The sequence below is a fragment of the Campylobacter sp. IFREMER_LSEM_CL2151 genome, from assembly GCF_025771725.1.
GTDB lineage: Bacteria > Campylobacterota > Campylobacteria > Campylobacterales > Campylobacteraceae > Campylobacter_D > Campylobacter_D lari_C.
This window is the reverse complement of record NZ_JAKMQT010000002.1, coordinates 98,045-118,173: the sequence shown is the minus strand read 5'-3', so window position 1 is coordinate 118,173 and position 20,129 is coordinate 98,045. Positions and strand designations below refer to the sequence as shown.

Annotated in this window: 17 protein-coding genes, 1 tRNA gene and 1 pseudogene; 6 read left to right on the top strand and 13 right to left on the bottom strand. The window is 30.2% G+C overall.

Translation table 11 applies throughout. The annotated features are described in order from the left end of the window. Positions 1-16: 16 nt before the first annotated feature. Genes L8V82_RS02440 through pheS form a run of 4 tightly spaced genes read right to left on the bottom strand, consistent with a single transcriptional unit; the run spans position 17 to position 5,445 of the window. Positions 17-853 (bottom strand): 4-hydroxy-3-methylbut-2-enyl diphosphate reductase, encoded by an 837-nt coding sequence (locus L8V82_RS02440; protein ID WP_039628758.1) that lies wholly within the window; start codon positions 851-853, stop codon positions 17-19. After that, the gene (gene aroA, locus L8V82_RS02435) at positions 843-2,129 is read right to left on the bottom strand and encodes a 3-phosphoshikimate 1-carboxyvinyltransferase (protein WP_263723883.1); all 1,287 of its coding nucleotides are present in this window, start codon (positions 2,127-2,129) and stop codon (positions 843-845) included. The genes L8V82_RS02440 and aroA overlap by 11 nt, the downstream gene beginning before the upstream one ends. Further along, complete coding sequence (pheT, locus tag L8V82_RS02430; protein WP_263723882.1) at positions 2,126-4,456, bottom strand: phenylalanine--tRNA ligase subunit beta; 2,331 nt, start codon at positions 4,454-4,456, stop codon at positions 2,126-2,128. The genes aroA and pheT overlap by 4 nt, the downstream gene beginning before the upstream one ends. Continuing rightward, positions 4,453-5,445 (bottom strand): phenylalanine--tRNA ligase subunit alpha, encoded by a 993-nt coding sequence (gene pheS / locus L8V82_RS02425; protein WP_214115285.1) that lies wholly within the window; start codon positions 5,443-5,445, stop codon positions 4,453-4,455. The genes pheT and pheS overlap by 4 nt, the downstream gene beginning before the upstream one ends. Positions 5,446-5,529: 84 nt before the next feature. Here pheS and L8V82_RS02420 point away from each other — a divergent pair, with 84 nt between their 5' ends. Beyond that, on the top strand, positions 5,530-5,895 hold the full coding sequence (locus L8V82_RS02420; RefSeq protein ID WP_263723881.1) for a histidine triad nucleotide-binding protein: 366 nt from the start codon (positions 5,530-5,532) through the stop codon (positions 5,893-5,895). A gap of 17 nt (positions 5,896-5,912) precedes the next feature. On the opposite strand, the gene pckA is transcribed toward L8V82_RS02420, so the two are convergent. From pckA to L8V82_RS02395, 5 genes are read right to left on the bottom strand one after another with little or no spacing between them, the layout of a single operon-like run. Then, positions 5,913-7,487: a phosphoenolpyruvate carboxykinase (ATP) gene (gene pckA / locus L8V82_RS02415; protein ID WP_263723880.1), complete on the bottom strand. Its 1,575-nt coding sequence runs from the start codon at positions 7,485-7,487 to the stop codon at positions 5,913-5,915. 10 nt (positions 7,488-7,497) lie between these two features. Continuing rightward, on the bottom strand, positions 7,498-9,276 hold the full coding sequence (locus tag L8V82_RS02410) for a biotin/lipoyl-containing protein (RefSeq protein ID WP_263723879.1): 1,779 nt from the start codon (positions 9,274-9,276) through the stop codon (positions 7,498-7,500). Positions 9,277-9,334: 58 nt separating this feature from the next. Then, entirely contained in the window at positions 9,335-10,669 is a 1,335-nt protein-coding gene (locus L8V82_RS02405; protein WP_263723878.1) for a sodium-dependent transporter, read from the bottom strand. A gap of 9 nt (positions 10,670-10,678) precedes the next feature. Continuing rightward, on the bottom strand, positions 10,679-12,016 hold the full coding sequence (locus tag L8V82_RS02400; RefSeq protein ID WP_263723877.1) for a sodium-dependent transporter: 1,338 nt from the start codon (positions 12,014-12,016) through the stop codon (positions 10,679-10,681). A 9-nt stretch (positions 12,017-12,025) separates the two neighbouring features. Beyond that, positions 12,026-13,378, bottom strand: coding sequence for a sodium-dependent transporter (locus L8V82_RS02395; protein WP_263723876.1), 1,353 nt, complete (start codon positions 13,376-13,378; stop codon positions 12,026-12,028). Positions 13,379-13,572: 194 nt separating this feature from the next. Between L8V82_RS02395 and L8V82_RS02390 the strand changes: the two genes are divergently transcribed. From L8V82_RS02390 to L8V82_RS07765, 5 genes and pseudogenes are all read left to right on the top strand, one after another. Further along, positions 13,573-13,896 (top strand): F0F1 ATP synthase subunit C, encoded by a 324-nt coding sequence (locus L8V82_RS02390; RefSeq protein WP_012661906.1) that lies wholly within the window; start codon positions 13,573-13,575, stop codon positions 13,894-13,896. 25 nt (positions 13,897-13,921) lie between these two features. Beyond that, positions 13,922-14,007: transfer RNA gene (locus tag L8V82_RS02385), tRNA-Leu, on the top strand. 18 nt (positions 14,008-14,025) lie between these two features. Then, a complete protein-coding gene (locus L8V82_RS02380; protein ID WP_263723875.1) occupies positions 14,026-14,460 on the top strand; it encodes a hypothetical protein in 435 nt (144 codons plus the stop codon). A gap of 64 nt (positions 14,461-14,524) precedes the next feature. Continuing rightward, positions 14,525-15,292: pseudogene (locus tag L8V82_RS07770) on the top strand (PAS domain-containing protein); the annotation flags it as partial. After that, positions 15,272-15,820, top strand: a complete 549-nt coding sequence (locus L8V82_RS07765) for a methyl-accepting chemotaxis protein (RefSeq protein WP_391527395.1) — start codon at positions 15,272-15,274, stop codon at positions 15,818-15,820. The pseudogene L8V82_RS07770 and the gene L8V82_RS07765, both read left to right, overlap by 21 nt. Before the next feature lie 11 nt (positions 15,821-15,831). Here the strand turns inward: L8V82_RS07765 and L8V82_RS02370 are convergent, their stop codons facing one another. The 4 genes from L8V82_RS02370 to L8V82_RS02355 all read right to left on the bottom strand — a co-directional run bounded on the left by L8V82_RS02370 (position 15,832) and on the right by L8V82_RS02355 (position 20,119). Then, positions 15,832-16,995, bottom strand: coding sequence for a metal-dependent hydrolase (locus tag L8V82_RS02370; RefSeq protein WP_263723873.1), 1,164 nt, complete (start codon positions 16,993-16,995; stop codon positions 15,832-15,834). After that, entirely contained in the window at positions 16,992-17,894 is a 903-nt protein-coding gene (locus L8V82_RS02365) for an NAD(P)H-dependent glycerol-3-phosphate dehydrogenase (protein ID WP_263723872.1), read from the bottom strand. Before L8V82_RS02365 ends, L8V82_RS02370 begins: the two co-directional genes overlap by 4 nt. Before the next feature lie 2 nt (positions 17,895-17,896). Further along, complete coding sequence (gatB, locus tag L8V82_RS02360; protein ID WP_263723871.1) at positions 17,897-19,315, bottom strand: Asp-tRNA(Asn)/Glu-tRNA(Gln) amidotransferase subunit GatB; 1,419 nt, start codon at positions 19,313-19,315, stop codon at positions 17,897-17,899. Between the two features lie 123 nt (positions 19,316-19,438). Then, positions 19,439-20,119: a F0F1 ATP synthase subunit A gene (locus tag L8V82_RS02355; protein WP_039668715.1), complete on the bottom strand. Its 681-nt coding sequence runs from the start codon at positions 20,117-20,119 to the stop codon at positions 19,439-19,441. Positions 20,120-20,129 lie beyond the last annotated feature (10 nt).

Here is a 20,129-nt window from a genome sequence, read left to right as displayed (position 1 = left end):
ATTGTTTTCTTTAAACTTAGTTAATTTTGGTGTATTCTTTGATTTTTTCCAAAACCAAATCAATCACCCAATCCGGTGTAGAAGCACCTGCACTAATACCGCATTTTTCTTTTCCACTAAACCATTCTTTTTGAATCTCTTTTTCATTTTCGATTAAGTAGCTATCCTTGCAGTAGTTTTTTGCTATCAAAAAAAGCTGCTTAGTATTAGCTGAATTTTTTCCTCCAACTATTATCATTACATCACTTTTTTTAGCAAGCTCATTGATTGCTTCTTGGTTTTTAAAAGTCGCATCACATATGGTATTAAAAACACGCACTTCCTTAACTCTAAGCATTAAAAAATTCACAATCTCCATAAATTTTTCTATCTTTTTTGTAGTTTGTGATACCACTGCAATTTTAGAAGGCAATTTAATATCAAGCAATTCTTTTTCATCAAGCACTACATAAGCCTTAGTACTTACATAACTTCTTACCCCTTTTACTTCAGGATGATTTTCATCTCCAAAAATCACAACTTCATAGCCTTCATTGCTCATTTGCTCACAAATTTTTTGAGGTTTAGTCACAAAAGGACAAGTTGCATCAAAAATTTCTATATCTTTTTGTTTTAATTTTTCTAAATCTTGCTTTGTAATACCATGGGTTCTAATGATAGCTTTTTTTTCTGTGCTTAATTCATTGATATCATTTAATGTTTTAACATTATAATTTTTCCAAAGTCTTGTGATTTCTTCATTGTTATGAATTAAAGGACCTATGGTAGCTGCATCTTTAATCTGTTCAGCCTTTTTAATAGCTCTTTTTACCCCAAAACAAAATCCATAGCTTTTTGCTAGTTCAATCTCCAATTTTAGCTCCTATTTGCTTTAAAATCTCAATAAAATTCGGAAAAGAAGTTTTAATACATTCACTATCATCTACTTCCATTCCACATCTTAAACCTAAAATTAAAAAACTCATCGCAATTCTATGATCTCCAAAGCTTTCTATTTTAGCACTTTTAGCTTCGCCGCCTTCTACTTCGAAACCATCTTCAAATTCTTTTACCTTTATGCCACATTTTTGCAAATTTAATACAATTGATTTGATTCTATCGCTTTCTTTTACGCGCAATTCTTTAGCATTTTTTATAATGCTTTTTCCTTTTGCACAAGCAAAAGCTATAGCCAAAGCTGGAATTTCATCAATCAACCATGCGATATTTTCACTCACATTTACCGCCTTTAAAGGCGTACCTTCAACACAAATTTCTCCAATACTTTCAAAATCTTCATTGGTAACATTGTAAGTGATTTTTGCACCCATTTTTTCTAAAATTTTAAAGGCCTCAATGCGTGTTTTATTTAACAAAACATTTTTTAAAACTACTTTTGAATGAGGTAAAATACAAGCAGCTAAGGCAAAATAAAAGGCCGATGATGGATCATTTGGCACACATACTTCAAATGCTTTTAATTTTTCTTTTAAAGGATTTATTTTGATAAAAGTTTTTTCCTCATTTAAATATTCAATACAAGCTCCCATTTTATTAAGCATAATCTCACTATGATCTCTTGAAAGCTCAATTTCTTTAAAATAACTTTCTTTTTTGGCAAATAAAGCTGCTAAGATTAAAGCTGATTTTACCTGAGCTGAAGCAATATTACTACTAAAATCAAAACCATCCAACTTAGCTCCTTGTATACAAATAGGTGCTAAATTTGCATTAGCTCTTCCATAAATTTTAGTCCCTAAACTCATCAAAGGCTCACTTACACGTCTCATCGGCCTAGCATTTAAATAACAATCCCCACTAAGTACAAAAAATTCATCTTCAATAGCACTTAAAAGACCTATTAAAAGTCTCATAGCTGTACCTGAATTTCCACAATCTAAAACACAATTTGGAGATTTTATATATTTTGGAGCTTTAATATAAATTAATCCATCAATTTCTTCAACCTCAGCTCCTAAAGCTTGAATAATTGCTAAAGTATGTAAAGTATCTTGGGCTTTTAAATAATTTTTAATTTTGCAAGTTCCTTGAGTGAGTAAAGAAAAAATAGCAAAGCGATGAGATATAGACTTATCAGAAGCTATATCTTCAAGCTCTGCTCTAAAAGAGCCAATAGGACTGATTTTCATCGAAGTTTTAAACCATGCTCATCATCTAAAGCTTTGATGATTTTATCAATATATTCAAGGATAATATTATCTTCTAAGGTTTTTTCAAAATCTCTAAACACTAAATTAATAGTCAAGCTATAAAAATCGCCTAAATTCTCATCTGTATATAAATCTACCACTCTAAAACTTTCTAATCTTTCAATATCTAATTTAGTAATAGTGTGTTTGATTTTTTCATATTCAAAACCCTTAGGTATAACTATACTTAAATCCCTGCTCATAGATGGAAATTTAGAATAAGCTTTAGCGGTTTTAAAGTCTTGTTTTAAGCCCTCTAAATCAAGCTCGCAAATATAAGTTTTAGTCAAATCTCTTTTATTTTCTATACTTAAATGCACTCTACCTATAAACCCTATACGCTTACCATTTTTATATATATTTGCTTGCTCATATGGGCTTAAAAATGCATATTCTGATTTTTGCAAACTAAACTCACCTATAATGCTCTTTAATTCTGCTAAAAAAGTATAAAAATCTACCAAAATAGGCTTGGCCTTATTTGTGATTTTAGCTTCTTCTTTGTAGCCACTAAAGATCATCGCAAATTTAGCATGCTCATTTGAAAACTCATCAAAAACACTACCACATTCAAAAAGTTTGATTTTCTTTTTTGAATTTCTTAGATTAAAGCTTGCTGCATTTAAAAGGTGATTTATCAAAGTGCTTCTTAAAGTATTAAGTTCATTGGTGATAGGATTAATAAGCTTATTTTTAATGCATTTAAATCCTAATTGACTTAATTCTTCTTCATTACCTAAAACATAATGCACACTTTCAAAATATCCATTACTACTTGCTTTTAATCTTAAATTTTTAAGCTCTTGATAATCAAAATATACTTGATTTAGGCGATTTTTTTCTTTAAATTCTAAAGCTTTTGATGGGATATTATCAATGCCAACAATTCTTACTATCTCTTCACTAATATCAGCTATATTTGCTATATCACTGCGATGAAGTGGGATTTTGATATTAAATTGTTCATCATTTACTACACTTATTTCAAAGCCTAGTTTTTTAAGAATTTTTACTAAATTATTTTTATCTATAGGCATACCAATGATTTTATCAATCTCTGCACCAAAAATACCAATAATATTTGCTTCATTTTCTTTAAAAACTTGTTGGCTTCCTGAAAAAACGCTCATCGCACTAATTTTTAAACACTCATTAAATAAATACTCCATTCCCAAAGAAAGCTTAGGCTCACTACCTCTTAAAGAACGATATATAGTGTCATTTTTCTTTTTATAAAAGGCTATTGCATTTGCTATAGTTTGAGGATGAGTATAACTTGCTTCTATAATGATGATTTTACTTTCATCATTGATTTTAAATTTATCTTCTTGCTCTATACCTGCTAAAGCAATCAATTCATCTTTATAATAAACTCCATATTCTCCATGTTCTTGAGTTTTAATTTCTAAGATAATCTTTTCATCGATTTGACATTCTTTACAAAGCTTATGAAAATCATAAGCACAAAAAATCACCCCACTTGCATGAGTTGCATAAGTTAAAAGATTTTCTATGTTGTTGTTTTTATATAATTCAATCAAAGCAAGACGAATTTGTATCGTAATATTTAGCTTAAATTCTTCTTTAATCTCTAATGCTTTATAAGCAAAAAAGCCTTCAACATCGCTTTGATTTTTAACACTTAGTATTCTTCCTATACCTACGCTATTTTCACTTTCTTTTAAAGGGTTTAATTCTTTTAAATTTAAATCAAGTGCTGCACTTAAATCTCTAGCAACACCATATAAACTCAAGCAATCTCCGCGATTTGGGGTAAGTTCTATTTCAATTAATTCATCATTAAAAAGTTCATAATCATTTAAAGCTTTTCCTAGAACCAATTCCCCCATGCTTTCATCTAAAACCATAATACCTTCATTGCTTTTTCCAAAACCAAGCTCACTAGAAGAGCAAATCATACCCATAGATTCAACTCCTCTAAGTTTGGCAGGTTTTATCTCAAGTCCATTTGGAAGCACTGCACCCACTAAAGATACGGCTACAAATTGATCTTTATCAACATTTTTTGCCCCACAAACAATTTGTAAAATTTCATTCCCAACATCTACTCTACAAATATTCAATTTATCTGAATTTTCATGTTTAACTTTTTCTAAAACCTTACCTACTACAACTTTTTGGGGAGCTTTAACACTTTTGAAACTATCAACTTCTAATCCTATAGAATTTAAAGTATTTACTATAGTTTGTGTTGATATTTCACTTAAGTCAATCCATTCATTTAACCAATTTCTACTAATAATCATCTAAATTGCTCCAATAATCTTAAATCACCTTCAAACATAGAACGCAAATCAGGAATTTTATGTAAAAGCATAGCAAAACGCTCCACACCCAAACCAAAAGCATAGCCACTTACATTTTTATAACCAACAAATTTATAAACATTAGGATCAACAACACCACATCCTAAAACTTCAAGCCATCCTGTTTGCTTACAAACTCTACATCCACAACCTTTACAAAACACGCAAGAAATATCTACCTCAGCAGATGGCTCTGTAAAAGGAAAAAAGCTAGGTCTAAAACGCACTTTTACATCACCAAACATATGTTTTAAAAAATGTTCTAGCATATCTTTTAAATTTGCAAAATTTACCTTATCACCCTCTTCTACCACAAGTCCTTCTACTTGATGAAACATAGGCGTATGGGTAATATCAAAATCTCTTCTAAAAACTGCACCTGGTGCTATCATTCTAATAGGTGGTTTTTGAGATAGCATAGTTCTAATTTGCACTGGAGAAGTTTGAGATCTAAGCAAGGTTTTATCTTCAAAATAAAAAGTATCTTGCATATCTCTTGCGGGGTGATTTTGTGGTAAATTTAATGCTTCAAAATTATGAAAATCATCCTCGATCAAAGGCCCTTTTTCTATGCTGAAATTTAAAGCTGTAAAATATTCTATGATTTTATCCATAGTTTGCATGATTGGGTGCAAAGCACCTGCATTTGAAGTTTCATCAAAAAAGCTAAAATCTTGCACATCTTGCTTCATTTTTTCATTTAAAGCTTTTTCTTCTAATTCTTTTAATTTTATTTGATAAGCTTCATTAAATTCATCTCTTGCTTTATTTAAACCATTAGCAAATTCTTTTTTTTCTTCACCTTGCAAATCTTTTAACTTTGCAAATTCCAAAGTCAAAATACCTTTTTTTCCTAAAACACTTACTTTTATATTTTCAAGTTCTGCTAAAGTATTTGCAGAAGCAATTTTTTCTATCATATCTTGCAATTTTAGCTCCAACTAAATTTTTTTTAAACATTCTAATGTAAAATTATTTAAAATTAGCAAAAATAACAAAAAAAGGACTACTAAATGAGAGAAAAAACCGTATTTGAACTAATCGTAGAAGGAAAAATCCCTGCTAATAAAGTTTTAGAAAGTGAAAAATTTTTAGCTTTTCATGATATCAATCCTAAAGCACCTATTCATATTTTAATCATTCCAAAAGAGCATTTTGAAAACTTTCAAGAATTAAGACCTGAATTAATGGGAGAAATGACACAATTTATCCAAGAATTAGCTACTCTTTTAGGACTTGATAAAAGTGGGTATAGATTAATCACAAATTGTGGAAAAAATAGCGGACAAGAAGTTTTTCATTTGCATTTTCATATGTTAGGTGGATTTGAGCTTCCAAAAAATAAAGAAACCCAAATCAATCCTGAATCACTATTCTAAAAAGAGCTCAACTCTTTTTAGATAGCAGGACCAGCTAATTTAAATTCTGCTCCTTCTTTTACATCTTCATAGCGTTTGAAATTTTCTATAAACATTTTCGCAAGCTTTAATTTAGTTTCTTCATAAGCTTTTTTATCCTCCCAAGTATTAATAGGATTTAATAGCTTACTTTCTACACCTACTAATTCTTTTGGAACTGCAAGATTAAATAAATCATAGTTTTCAAACTCACAATTTTGTATGCTACCATCTAAAATCGCATTAATGCAAGCTCTAGTAGCTTTAATACTCATTCTTTTGCCTACACCATAAGCTCCACCGCTCCAACCGGTATTTACCAAATAAACATTCACATTATGCTTGCTGATTTTTTCGCCCAAAAGTTTTGCATAAACAGTTGGGTGTAATGGTAAAAATACTTCCCCAAAACAAGCCGAAAAAGTCGCAACAGGCTCAGTAATACCTCTTTCAGTTCCTGCTACTTTAGCAGTATAACCACTTAGAAAATAATACATTGCTTGTTCTTTACTAAGTTTACTAACCGGAGGTAAAACGCCAAAGGCATCCGCTGAAAGGAAAATGATATTACTAGGATGACCTGCGCTAAGACTTGGCTCGTGATTTAAAATATGTTCTATCGGATAAGAAACTCTAGTATTTTCAGTTTTAGAACCATCATTAAAATCAACACTTAAATCATCTTTTAAAACTACATTTTCTAAAAGTGCATTTTGCTTTATAGCTCCATAAATTTCTGGCTCACTTTGAGGGTCAAGGTTAATGCATTTTGCATAACAACCTCCTTCAAAATTAAATACACCCTCATCATCCCAACCATGCTCATCATCGCCTATTAATTTTCTTTTTGGATCGGTTGAAAGAGTGGTTTTACCTGTGCCACTAAGTCCAAAGAAAAGCGCCACATCACCTTTTTCTCCAACATTAGCACTACAATGCATAGAAAGTTTATTTTCTAGTGGAAGCCAGTAATTCATCATAGAGAAAATTCCTTTTTTCATCTCTCCACCATACCAAGTTCCACCAATTACTGCTATATTTTTTTCTATGTTAAAAATAACAAAAACCTCTGAATTTAAACCATCTTTTTTATAGTCTTCATTCACACATTTACAAGCATTATATACCACAAAATCAGGCTTAAACTCTTTAAGATCTTCTTCTTTTGGACGAATAAACATATTTTTTACAAAATGTGCTTGCCAAGCAATTTGTGTTACAAAACGCACAGCTTTACGACTTTTTAATGAAGCTCCACAATATGCATCTTGAATATAAATATCACTATTACTAAGTTGCTTTTTAGCTTTTGCTAAAAGTTTTTCAAATAATTCTTCACTAATAGGTTGATTAATCTTACCCCAAGCAATATATTTTTGCGAAGGATCTTGTTTTACAAAATATTTATCCTTAGGACTTCTTCCGGTAAAAATTCCCGTATCCACACTAAAGGTACCATTTTTAGTACATACACCTTCATTGTTGTTTTTTTCATGTTTTAAAAGCTCATCATAACTAAGATTATGAAAAACTTGTCCTATATTTTCTAAACCTAAATTTTCTAAACCTATCATTTTTGCCTCCTTATTTATAAGTCATTAAAGCTTGGCCTTCACTTACACTCTCACCAGCATTTACTAAAAGTTCTGCAATTTCTCCATCTTTACTTGCGCTAACTTCAATCTCCATTTTCATAGCTTCAAGTACAGCTACAACTTGTCCTGCTTTTACACTATCATTTTCTTTGACTAAAATTTTAAATACATTTGCATTCATACTTGCAACAATAGCATTATCGCCTGTTTGGGCTTTTTTAGCTTCTGCGTTGTTACTACTTACTTTTACAGCACTTTTAACATTAACATCTCTATCAAAACCTGCACTTACTTCCACATGGTATTTATTACCATTAACCGAAACAGTAAATTGATTTTCATTAACAAGACTTGGTTTTAATTTGCTATTTTTTCTAACATTAACCTTAGCTTCGCCTTTTAAGAAAGCTATGCCTTTTTCTTTACAAGCTGCAACGATAAAAATATTTTCTTCGCTTGTTTCTAAATTTTCTTTTTCTAATAAGTTTTTAATATAAGCTATACTTTTACTCTCATCTGCATCGGCAATATCTGTGGCTAATTTTGTAGTTGGCTCTAATTTTAATTGCTCGCTTGCAAGCTTAACTACTTCAGAATCTGGAGCAACGGGAGTTTTTCCAAAATATCCTAAAACCATCTTACCATATCCATCTGCGATTTTTTTCCAAGGACCAAACATTACATTATTAAAAGCTTGTTGGAAATAAAACTGTGATACAGGAGTAACCGAAGTACCATAGCCACCTTTTTCTACCACTTCTTGCATAGCTTTTATAACTTGAGGAAATTTATCTAAAATATTATTATCTCTCATCATTTGTGTATTAGCAGTTAATGCTCCACCTGGCATAGGCGAAAAAGGTATTAAAGGATTTACCGCTGTTGCTTCAGGTGGTAGAAAATAATCTTTTAAACAATCTTTTAATACTTCTTCATATTTTAAAATTTTCTCTTCATCTAAACCAAGATCAAAATTGCTTCCCTTTAGAGCATGAAGCATGGTTAAAATATCAGGTTGAGAAGTACCGCCACTAACAGGAGCAGCAGCTAAATCTATACCATCAACACCTGCCTCTAAAGCTGCTAAATAGCATGCTATACTCACCCCTGCAGTTTCATGCGTATGTAATCTTATATGCATATTTTCAGGCAAGTTTTTTCTAGCCATTTTAATAACTTCATAAATTTTATTTGGATTTGAAGTTCCACTTGCGTCTTTAAAACAAATACTATCAAAAGGAATTTGTGTTTGTAGGATTTCTTTTAAAATTCTTTCATAAAAAGGCACATCATGCGCACCTTTACATTTTGGAGGTAAATCCATTAAAGTAATAGTAATTTCATGTTTTAAGCCATGCTTAACTATACATTCTCCACTAAATTTTAAATTGTTTACATCATTTAATGCATCAAAATTTCTTATGGTGGTTGTGCCATGTTTTGCAAACATTTTTGCATGCAAGTTAATAATTTCTTTACTACCTGTATCAAGTGCTACGGTATTAACCCCTCTTGCTAGGGTTTGTAAATTTGCTTCTTTTCCAACAATGGCTCTAAATTTATCCATCATTTCAAAGGCATTTTCATTTAAATAAAAAAATAAGCTTTGAAACCTAGCTCCACCGCCAAATTCAAAATGTTTAATGTCTGCTTCTTTAGCTGCTTCTAGGGCAGGAAAAAAGTCACTCATTAAAACTCTAGCACCATAAACAGATTGAAAACCATCTCTAAATGTGGTATCCATTACATCAATTAACTTTTTAGCCATAATTTTTCCTTATTTTTACATCTTTGCAATTATAACTCTACTTTCTTAAAAAATAAATTTATAAAATTTGATTTAACATAATGATAATAATCGCAATAGGTGCAACAAATCTAAGTAAAAAATACCATACTTCAAAAACAGCTTTACTCATAAATTTAGAAAATAAATTATAGATTTTCAATTTATCTACAAAAAATCCCACAAAAATAGCACTTGCAATAGCTCCAAATGGGAGCATAAAATTAGAAGTTAATTTATCCAAAATATCAAAAAAACTTAAACCAAAAAAGCTAAAGCTAGCTCCATAACTAGCACTAAAAGATAAAATACAACTCATTCCTAAAAGAAAAACCACAAAGCCTATAAAAACCAAAGCTTTTTTTCTTGAAATTTTATATTCATTCACAAGATAAAAAGTAAAAGGTTCTATCATAGAAACTGCTGAAGTAATCCCTGCGAAAAATAAAGCCAAGAAAAAATAAAAGGCTAAAAAATGCCCAAAAATAGTGCCTAAATTAGAAAATAAAGTCGTTAAAGATATAAATACAAGTCCAGCACCTTCTGCAGGATTGGCATTAAATTTAAATATAAAAGTAAAAACAATAAGTCCCATCATTAAGCCTATGCTGATATTTAAAAGCACAATTACAATTGAACTTGTAATTAAATTTGTATCATCTTTTAATGAAGCTGCATAAGTAGTAATACAACCTATGCCCAAACATAAAGTAAAAAAAGCAAGACCTAAGGCTGTTAAAACCGAGTTTAAACTAAGCTTAGTAAAATCAGGATAAAACAAATAAACAAAAGCTTCCTTGAAACCATCTTGAAAAAAGCAATACACTAGCATTAAAACAAGCATGATAAACAAACTTGGCATAATCCAAACATTCAGTTTTTCTATACCACTTTTAACCCCTCTTGAGACAACAAATAAGGTAAGAAAAAAAGCAATTAAAAAATACAAACTACTTTCTAAAATACTATTTTGTATTAAATTTCCAAATAAAACTCCTGCTTCTTGGGTATTGCCAGGCAAATAATAAATCGAAGTTATCATGTATTTTAAAACCCAACCCATAATAACAAGATAAAAAGATAATACAAAAATTCCACCAAGCATAAAAAATCCAGCAAATTTCCATTTTTGAGCATATTTAGTTGCTAAGCTTTTATAAGCATTTACAGGATCACTTTGACTTAATCTTCCCATAGCAATTTCAGCCAAAAATACACAAAATCCCACACTAATAGTCAAAAGCAAATACAAAAGCACAAAAGCAAAACCACCATTTTGCCCTACTAAGGTTGGAAATTTCCAAGCATTTCCAAGTCCTATAGCCCCACCTGCAACGGCTAATACAAAACCTATTTTAGAAAATTTATCATTCATTTTAATGCCTTAGAAAAAAAGCTGTCTGGCCATGATTAAAATCACTGCCAATGGAGAAATATATCTTAAAAAGATATACCAAATTTCAAAATATATCCCACGCATAAATGGCTGAAATAAAATTTGCAAAGCTTCTTTTTTAAGCACAAAACCCACAAAAAATGCTGTAATTAAAGCAGAAATTGGCATTAATAAATTTTGTATGAAAAAGTCTAAAATATCAAAAAAACTTTTTCCAAAGAAATTTAAACTTGGTGCGCTTACATGATAAAAAGAAAGTATAGATAAACTTCCAAGAAAATAAACAATCATACCCACAAAAACCAAAGCTTTTTTTCTTGAAATTTGATAACGATTTATAAGATAAAAAGTAAAAGGTTCTATCATAGAAATAGCCGAAGTAATCCCTGCAAAAAATAAAGCTATAAAAAAAGCTATAGCTAAAACATTTCCCAAAAATCCTAATTTTGCAAAAAGTGTTGTTAATGATATAAATATAAGCCCTGGACCTTGTTGAGTAGGATCAGCTCCAAATTCAAATATGAAAGTAAATACAATAAGTCCCATCATTAAGCCAATGATAGTATTAATAATAATAATATTTAAAGCACTACTTATAAAATTTGTTTTATCAGGCAAGCTTGCTGCATAAGTTAAAATCACACAAACACCCAAAGACATACTAAAAAATGCAAGCCCTAGCGCATCTAATATAGAATTAACACTTAATTTTGAAAAATCAGGCACAAACAAAAACTCACTCGCTTTAGAAAAACCATCCATACTAAAAGAATATCCAAGCATTAAAATAAGTAGTATAAATAAACTTGGCATCATCCAAACATTGAGTTTTTCTATACCACTTTTAACACCTTTTGATACTACATAAAAAATCACTATAAATACAAAAGTAAAACATATAAATTGAGATAAAACATCATTAGAAAGTAAATTTCCAAAAATAGCACCTGCTTCATTTGTATCTTTAGGTAGTTCAAAAAACCCAAAATAAGCATATTTTGCTATCCAACCTATAACAACACTATAAAAAGACACTAAAATAATAGCACCAAGCATAAAAAATCCCGCAAGCGACCAAGCTTTTTTGTTCTTTGGTGCTAAAGTATAATAAGCATTTACAGGGTCTTTTTCACTAAGTTTTCCTATGCTAAGTTCGGCTAAAAATATCACAAAAGCCACACCTAAGGTTAAAAGCAAATACACCACTACAAAAGCTGAACCGCCATTATTACCCACTAAAGTTGGAAATTTCCAAGCATTTCCAAGCCCAACAGCTGAGCCTGCTACTGCTAATACAAAACCTATTTTAGAAAATTTTTCATTCATCTTTTAACCTTAAAAAAATAATTGTTTTACCATGATTAAAATCACCGCTAAAGGCGAGATATACCTTACAAAAAAATACCAGCACTCAAAGTATTTACCCCTCATATAAGGATAAAATAAAGTTTGCAAAGCTTCTTTTTTAAGCACAAAGCCTACGAAAATTGCACCAAATAATCCACCCAAAGGCATCATTAAATTTGAAGCTATAAAATCTAATATATCAAAAAAACTTTTTCCAAAAAATTCTAAAGAATCTTTACTCCACTCAATTCCTGATAAAATGCACAAACTTCCCAAAAAATATACAATGAAAGCTATAAAAATCAAAGCTTTTTTTCTTGTAAAATTATAAGAATTAATTAAGTAAAAAGTTAAAGGCTCTATCATGGAAACTGCTGAAGTAATCCCTGCAAAAAACAATGCAATAAAAAAAGCCACAGCTAAAATATTTCCTAAAGGTAAAAAACCGATTGGATCAATATTTGAGAACAAACTCATTAAAGATACAAAAATCAAACCTGGACCTTGCTGAGCTGGATCTCCATTAAATTCAAATATAAAAGTAAATACAATAAGTCCCATCATAATGCCAATAATAATATTAATAATAATAATATTAATAGTACTTGTAATAAAATTTGTTTTATCTGATAAACTCGCTGAATAAGTTATAATCGAGCCCACTCCAATAGATAAAGAAAAACAAGCAAGTCCTAAAGCACTCAAAAACGCTCCTACCCCAAGCTTGGAAAAGTCCGGAGAAAATAAAAACTCACTTGCTTTAGAAAAACCATCCATACTAAAAGAATATCCAAGCATTAAAATAAGCAATATAAATAAACTTGGCATCATCCAAACATTGAGTTTTTCTATACCACTTTTAACACCTTTTGATACTACATAAAAAATCACTATAAATACAAAAGTAAAACATACAAATTGAGATAAAACATCATTAGAAAGTAAATTTCCAAAAATAGCGCCACTTTCTTCTATGCTTTTTGGTAAAGGAAAAAACCCAAAATAAGCATACTTTACAATCCATCCTATAATCACACTATAAAAAGAAACAATTAAAATAGCACCTATTAAAGAAAAGCCAACTATAGACCAAGCTCTTTTGTGTTTTGGTGCTAAAGTATAATAAGCATTTACAGGATCTTTTTCACTAAGTTTTCCTATGCTAAGTTCGGCTAAAAATATCACAAAACCTACTCCCAAAGTCAAAAGTAAATACAAAAGCACAAAGGCTGAGCCTCCATTTTGTCCTACTAAGGTTGGGAATTTCCAAGCATTTCCAAGCCCAACAGCTGAACCTGCCACTGCTAATACAAAACCTATTTTAGAAAATTTTTCATTCATAAAAATAACCTTAAATTTATAAAACTATAAAAAACTTTTAATGTAGCTAAAAAAAACTTTAATTTGTTTTAAAATAGATATATTAATTTAAATTTCAATAATTTTAAAGCTATATTGATATATAATTTCGCTTTTATAAATCACGAGTAGGGATACGCAAGCCGAAAGGATTTAAATTTTTATAAGGAAAAACTATGAAAAAAATCGTATTTTTAATGCTAGCTTTAAGTGGTTTTGCATTTGCAGCTGAAGGTTCTATGAATCAATGGTTAGCTTCTTTTTCTATCTTAGCAGCAGGTTTAGGACTTGGTGTTGCAGCTTTAGGTGGAGCTATCGGTATGGGTAACACTGCAGCAGCAACTATAGCAGGTACTGCTAGAAACCCTGGTCTTGGTGGTAAATTAATGACTACTATGTTTATTGCTTTAGCGATGATTGAAGCTCAAGTTATTTACGCACTTGTTATTGCTCTTATCGCTCTTTATGCTAATCCATTCCAAGCATTAGTAGCAGCTTAATTTAAAGCCCTATTTAGGGCTTTATGCGGTTATGGTGGAATTGGTAGACACGCCATCTTGAGGGGGTGGTGCGCTCAGCGTGTGCGAGTTCAAATCTCGCTAACCGCACCATTTAAGGAAATTTAAAAAATGGCTTTTTATCTCTTAATTAGCGCGATAGCTTTTTTAATTCTTTTCTTTGCTATTAAAAAATATACATTAAAATTAGATGAGCAAGCTTTACTTGAGCCTATAAAAAATGATATTTATCCTGAGTTTTGTGATCTAATCAATGAAGAAATAAGAAATATCAAAAACAATCTTTTACAAAACACTTTTACGCTTCAAAATGAAAATCATAAAGATGAATTTTTAGAAAATTTAAGTAATATGAGTAGAAAACTTAATCATATTCAAACCATGAATTTAAGTAAAAAAAATAGTGCTTTATGGGAGGAAACTCTTTTTGAGTTTTTAAAAGAGTTTGAAAAACTTAACGAGCAATATCTAAATGATAGTGAAAAAATCAATGATTCAATAAGAACTTCTTTGCAAGAAAAATTTTCTAATTTAACAAAAAACTAATATAAACAAATTATTTATTTTAAAAAACACTATATAATTCCAAATTATTTTATAAAGGGGTTTTATGTTTATCAACAAGAAAAAAATTAATGAACAAATTACTCAATTAGAGCAATCTAATCAAGCCTTTCAAGATATACTTAATGCTATAAGTAAAACTATGGCAATGATAGAATTCCAAACAGACGGAACCATCATTAGCGCCAATGAAAATTTTCTAAAAACCATGAATTACTCCCTAGAAGAGATCAAAGGAAAGCACCATAGTATGTTTTGCCTACCTGAGGTAGTAAAATCACAGCGCTATGTTGATTTTTGGAGAGATTTAAAAAGTGGTAAATCAAGAAATGGTCTTTTTAGACGTATTGCAAAAGGCGGAAAAGACATCTATCTTGAAGCAAATTATCTCCCTATTTTAAACCAAAATAACGAAGTATATAAGGTTATTAAATTTGCTAATGATATCACTCAAAGACACTATGAAATGCTTGATCTAAAAAATACCATAGATGCAGCTAATCGTTCTATGGCTATTATTGAATTTAATCCTTATGGAGAGATTTTAAATGCTAATGAAAACTTCACTCAAACTATGGGTTATTCATTAAGTGAAATCAAAGGAAAACACCATAGTATGTTCTGTGAAGAAAAATTTAGAAATTCCAAAGAATATACAATTTTTTGGGAAGAACTAAGAAGTGGTAAATTTCAATCAGGAAAATTCATACGCTTTGGTAAAAATAACAAGCTAATCCATTTAGAAGCAAGTTATAATCCTATCAAAAATGATGATGGAGAAATTTACAAAGTTATTAAATTTGCAACAGATATTACCGAACAAGTTGTAAGAGATGAGGAAAAATTAAAACTTATCAGCGAATTAGCTGAGCAAAATGATAATTTAACCCAAGAAGGTGATAGCGTTATAGAAAATACAGTTCAAAATATTCAGGGCATTGCTGATATGATGAATAATAGTAGTAATTTGGTTTCATCATTAAATGAGCAATCTGAAGAAATCAAAAATATTATCCAAACTATTAGCGATATAGCTGATCAAACTAATCTTTTAGCACTAAATGCGGCTATTGAAGCAGCGCGTGCAGGTGAGCATGGTAGAGGTTTTGCTGTTGTTGCTGATGAGGTTAGAAATCTAGCTGAAAGAACCGGACATTCAGTAAATGAAATTACTACTACCATTAATTCTATTAGAAATGTAACAGCTGAAGTAGTACAAAGTATAAAAGATGGTTTAAGTGGCGTAAATCAAAGTGTGGACTTAGCTAAAGAGGCTAGAGAGTGTATGGAAAAAATTAGAAATAGCTCAGCTCAAGTAGCACAAGCTATGCAAAATAAATAAAAGTTTTTAGCTTAAATGCTAAAAACTTTTCCTGTTATAAAGCTTTTCTCTACCTTACCTTGCAAGATATCATTTACATATAAACCTTCTCCACTAAAAGAAAGTTTTTCATCAAATACAACTAAATCAGCATCAAAGCCAATTTCTATTTTACCTTTGTTTAATCCTAAAAATTGCGCTTGATTATAACTTGTAAAATCACATAATTCTTTCCAAGTTAAGATACCTTCTTTTACTAAATATGTAAAACATAAACTCATATACATAGCTATAGCATTAACTCCAAAATCTGCTTCATCAAAAGCTAAATCTTTTTTAGTGCTAGGAGTATGCAAAGAGCTTAAGAAAGTAATTTTTTTATTCTGAAGTAATTTTTTAAGGCTTATTAATTCATCTTTTGCTCTTAAAGGAGGTAAGATTTTTGCTTGAGTGTTGAAATTTTCACATATACTTTCATCTTTAATTAAATGATGGATTGAAATTTCACTATATTGATCATGCAATAACTCAAATGATCTTGCAATTGCTAAAGAGCTAAAACAAGCTTTGTTTTTATAAAATTCCACTAGTTCTTTCATTTTTGCCACTTCACTAGTTTCAGCTATATCGCTAATTCCTATTAGTCCTAATTCAAAGCTTGTTTGTCCATCATTCATCACTCCATGATCATCAAAACTCTCATCAAAACACTTTAAAAACACCGGAGTTGATTTCATATTAGCATATTGCATGCATTGTCTTAAATAATTTGCACCTAAAGTACTTGAAAGCTCTAAGCCTTTTGCGCCCATATCAATTAAGGTAGCAATATTTTTTAATTTTTCTGTTTTATCTAATACATTAATAGTAGGTAAAACATTAATATCTAAAGATTTTAATTTATCAAAATAAAGCGCATAGCCTTGAGTGTTAGCTTCTAAACTATCTTTTAAAACAATAGTCCCCACCCCACCTTTTAAGCATGCTTTTTCAAGATCATATAATTTATCTATACTAAATTCATTATCAAGCAAACTAACATTTAAATCAATAAACGAAGGAAGTAAAGTCTTACCTTCTATATCAACAATATGCTCATCATCATTTAAATCATTAGCAATTTGAGTGATTTTTCCATCTTCTATTTTAAGATCAAGCTTTTGCTCACCATAAATTTTTGCATTTTTGATAATCATGATATTTCCTCCTTTGATGACATCAAATCTTTCAAAGATTCCCAAGCATTCTTACCCTCTAGCATTAAGACTACTTCATTAACAATCGGGGTATAAATTTGAAATTGCTTCGATAAAGAATGTATAGCATAAGCAGTTTGTACTCCTTCGGCTACCTCTCCAAGCTCCATTAAAATATCTTTTATATTTTTGCCACTAGCCAAACTTAAACCTACTCTATAATTTCTTGATAGATTACTAGAAGCTGTTAAAAATAAATCTCCAGCCCCACTAAGTCCTAAAAATGTTTCTTCTTTAGCGTTAAAAAACTGCCCAAAACGGTGCATTTCCACCAAGCCTCTTGAAACCAAAGAAGCTCTTGCATTATTACCTAAATTTAAACCATCGCAAACCCCGCTTGCAATTGCTAAAACATTCTTATATGCACCACAAATTTCAGCACCTTTAACATCAGAACTTGTATAGGTTTTAATATAATTTGGAAAAAAACTTGCAAATTGATTACAAAGATCTTGATTTTTACCGCTAACAACCAAAGCACAAGGTTTTTTTTCTAAAACTTCACTTGCAAAAGAGGGACCACTTAAAAAACAAAGTCTATCGCTACTTATGAACTCACCAAAAACCTCATCCATAAATTTTAAACTTTTACAATCAATACCCTTAGAAGCTACAAGAATTTTTTGATTTAAATCTTTAAAATTATTTGCAAGCCACTCATGTATTCCTTGAGCATATAAAGCAAAAACTAAATATTCATATTCTAAAGCTTCTTTGGTGCTAACAAAATAAGAAAGATCTTTTTTGTGAAAAGAAGTTATTACGCATTCATTTTTAACACTCAATGCATCATATAAAGCGCTTCCCCATTTTCCTGCACCAACAACTGCTATTTTCATATTTAACCAAGTTTTGCTTTTAAAATTTCATTCACTTTAGCAGGATTAAATGCACCCTTGCCTGCTTTCATTGCCTGACCAACAAAGAAACCAAAAAGTTTGTCTTTACCGCTTTTATATTCAGCTACTTTATCTTCATTATTTGCTAAAATTTCATCAATAATCTTTTCAATAGCACCATCATCACTAACCTGTTTTAAACCAAGTTTTTCAATAGCATCATCAATTTCAACTTCTATATTTTCAAACACATAAGCTAAAATATCCTTACCTGCTTTAGCGCTAATAACACCTTCTTCTATACGTTTGATCAAAATAGCTAATTTTTCTTGTTTTATAGGTGAGTTTTCTATAGTTAACTCACCTTTTAAAAGTCCCATTAATTCTGTCGTAAGCCAAGTAACACAAAGTTTTGGGTTTAATTTTTGATCAATTAAATACTCAAAATACCTACAAAGATCTAATGAAGATACAATCACTTCACTATCACTTTCTTTAATACCTAATTCACTAACAAATCTAGCTTTTTTCTCATCAGGAAGTTCAGGTATATCTTGATTTAACATTTCATCATCTAAAATTACAGGTAAAAGATCAGGATCAGGAAAATATCTATATTCAGCAGAATCTTCCTTACCTCTCATGCTTCTAGTAACTAAATTAACTGTATCAAATAATCTTGTTTCTTGTACAACTTCTTGATCGTATTTTCCATCTTCCCAAGCTTCACTTTGGCGTTTTACTTCATACTCAATCGCCTTTTGGATAAAACGAAATGAATTTAAGTTTTTAATCTCTACTCTAGTATAAAGTTTATCATCACCTTTAGGACGAATACTAACATTAGCATCACATCTAAAACTACCTTCTTGCATATTTGCATCCGAAATATCTAAAAATCTTATAATAGAATGAAGCTTTTTCAAATAAGCCACTGCCTCATCAGAACTTCTAAGTTCAGGCTCGCTAACGATTTCAAGCAAAGGTGTACCTGCTCTATTTAAATCTACTTTTGAAAAATTACTCTCATGTATATTTTTCCCTGCATCTTCTTCTAAATGAGCTCTAGTGATACCTATGCGTTTATTTTCTCCATTTACATTGATAAACAACTCGCCATTTTCCACTATAGGAATGTCAAATTGCGAAATTTGATAAGCTTTTGGTAAATCAGGATAAAAATAATTTTTTCTATTAAAAATACTTTTTTTATTTATAGTTGCATTAACTGCTTTTCCAAATGCTATAGCTTTTTTCACTGCTTCTTGATTTAATACAGGCAAAGCACCTGGCAAAGCTAAACATGTTGGGCATACATTAGTATTTGATTTTTCTCCAAAAGAAGTTGCACACGAACAAAAGATTTTTGTTTTTGTATTTAATTGTGCATGAACTTCAAGTCCTATAACAACTTCAAACATTAAAATTTTCCTTAGAATTTTTTGTTTATTCTAGCGTTTTTTATTTCAAAAAGAGTTTAAAAAAGAATAAAAGAAGAAGATTAAAAAAGGAAAAAAGCAAAAAATATTTTTGCTTTTTAAAAATTAATGATGTTCATCAACTACAGTTGCACCTGCTAAATAAACATAAGTTAAAATCATAAAAATAAAAGATTGTAAAAATGCCATAAAAGTTAAAAGCATATAAGCAGGTAGTGGTGCAACCCAAGGCACAAGAGCTAAAATAACTGCTAAGAATAAATCATCTCCTTTAATATTACCAAACAAACGGAAAGATAAAGAAATAACTCTTGAAAAATGAGAAACCACTTCTATAGGAAACATTAAAGGCGCTAGAATTTTCACTGGTCCCATGAAATGTGCAAAATACTTAAAAAATCCTTGAGTTCTAATACCTTCAAAATGATAATACACAAATACTATAATAGCCAAAGAAGCACTAAAATTTAAACTAGCACTTGGAGCTTCAAAACCTGGGATGATTCCTATAATATTACTAAAAAACACCATAAAACCTATAGTTGCAACTAAAGGCAAGTATTTTCTAGCAGCTTCATCACTACCCATAGTATCCCTACCCATACTTAAAATGCCTTCCATATAAGCTTCAGCTAAATTCTGACTACCTCTTGGGACAATTTGCATAGATCTTGTAGCAAGTTTTGCTAAAATCAAAGAAATCACAACTACTATACCCAAATGAAAAAAGTATGCAAAAGTGTGACTAGAATCTATAAAAGAACTAAATAAAAATAAATCTTTCATTAAAAAATCC

Bases quoted from the DNA above. Each gene is read 5' to 3' on its own strand.
- aroA (WP_263723883.1), bottom strand. From the start codon at position 2,129: ATGAAAATCAGTCCTATTGGCTCTTTTAGAGCAGAGCTTGAAGATATA.
- L8V82_RS02395 (WP_263723876.1), bottom strand. From the start codon at position 13,378: ATGAATGAAAAATTTTCTAAAATAGGTTTTGTATTAGCAGTGGCAGGT.
- L8V82_RS02380 (WP_263723875.1), top strand. From the start codon at position 14,026: ATGGCTTTTTATCTCTTAATTAGCGCGATAGCTTTTTTAATTCTTTTC.
- L8V82_RS02355 (WP_039668715.1), bottom strand. From the start codon at position 20,119: ATGAAAGATTTATTTTTATTTAGTTCTTTTATAGATTCTAGTCACACT.
- L8V82_RS02365 (WP_263723872.1), bottom strand. From the start codon at position 17,894: ATGAAAATAGCAGTTGTTGGTGCAGGAAAATGGGGAAGCGCTTTATAT.
- gatB (WP_263723871.1), bottom strand. From the start codon at position 19,315: ATGTTTGAAGTTGTTATAGGACTTGAAGTTCATGCACAATTAAATACA.
- L8V82_RS02410 (WP_263723879.1), bottom strand. From the start codon at position 9,276: ATGGCTAAAAAGTTAATTGATGTAATGGATACCACATTTAGAGATGGT.
- L8V82_RS02390 (WP_012661906.1), top strand. From the start codon at position 13,573: ATGAAAAAAATCGTATTTTTAATGCTAGCTTTAAGTGGTTTTGCATTT.
- pckA (WP_263723880.1), bottom strand. From the start codon at position 7,487: ATGATAGGTTTAGAAAATTTAGGTTTAGAAAATATAGGACAAGTTTTT.
- L8V82_RS02420 (WP_263723881.1), top strand. From the start codon at position 5,530: ATGAGAGAAAAAACCGTATTTGAACTAATCGTAGAAGGAAAAATCCCT.
- pheT (WP_263723882.1), bottom strand. From the start codon at position 4,456: ATGATTATTAGTAGAAATTGGTTAAATGAATGGATTGACTTAAGTGAA.
- L8V82_RS02400 (WP_263723877.1), bottom strand. From the start codon at position 12,016: ATGAATGAAAAATTTTCTAAAATAGGTTTTGTATTAGCAGTAGCAGGC.
- L8V82_RS02405 (WP_263723878.1), bottom strand. From the start codon at position 10,669: ATGAATGATAAATTTTCTAAAATAGGTTTTGTATTAGCCGTTGCAGGT.
- L8V82_RS02370 (WP_263723873.1), bottom strand. From the start codon at position 16,995: ATGATTATCAAAAATGCAAAAATTTATGGTGAGCAAAAGCTTGATCTT.